The organism is Vibrio sp. 2134-1 (assembly GCF_033339495.1).
Genome location: NZ_JAWOUS010000972.1, coordinates 1 through 514, shown reverse-complemented (window position 1 = coordinate 514; position 514 = coordinate 1). Strand labels below are relative to the sequence as shown.

Here is a 514-nt window from a genome sequence, read left to right as displayed (position 1 = left end):
AGATGCCGACTTGATCATGTTCATCTACCGTGATGAGGTCTATCACCCAGATAGCCCATACAAAGGCACTGCGGAAATAATTATCGGTAAACAACGTAACGGTCCTATTGGCTCGGTGCGTTTAACATTCCAAGGACAACACTCGCGCTTTGATAATTACGCGGGTCCAGCATTCGATATTGATGATGAGTAATGCTATGAGCTACATGAAAGCCGCAAAAGCATGCATTGACTTGTCTGCGTTGCAGCACAACTTGCAGCGTGTGAAAGCGCAAGCACCAGAAAGTAAAGTGATGGCGGTAGTGAAAGCCAACGGTTATGGCCATGGTCTACGTCATGTGGCGAAACATGCTAACCATGCCGATGCCTTTGGTGTGGCTCGCATTGAAGAAGCGTTGCAACTGCGTGCTTGTGGTGTGGTAAAGCCGATTCTCTTGCTAGAAGGTTTTTATTCGCCGGGCGATCTGCCTGTGTTAGTGACGAACAACATCCAAACCGTGGTGCACTGTGAAGA

The 514-nt window shown here is 48.2% G+C and carries 2 protein-coding genes; both read left to right on the top strand.

Annotation, left to right across the window (positions count from 1 at the left end):
• On the top strand, positions 1-193 hold a 193-nt coding region (locus tag R7R78_RS29550; protein WP_318119917.1), incomplete at its 5' end, for a DnaB-like helicase C-terminal domain-containing protein.
• A 4-nt stretch (positions 194-197) separates the two neighbouring features.
• The coding region (locus tag R7R78_RS29545; protein ID WP_225475017.1) for an alanine racemase at positions 198-514 on the top strand (317 nt) is incomplete at its 3' end.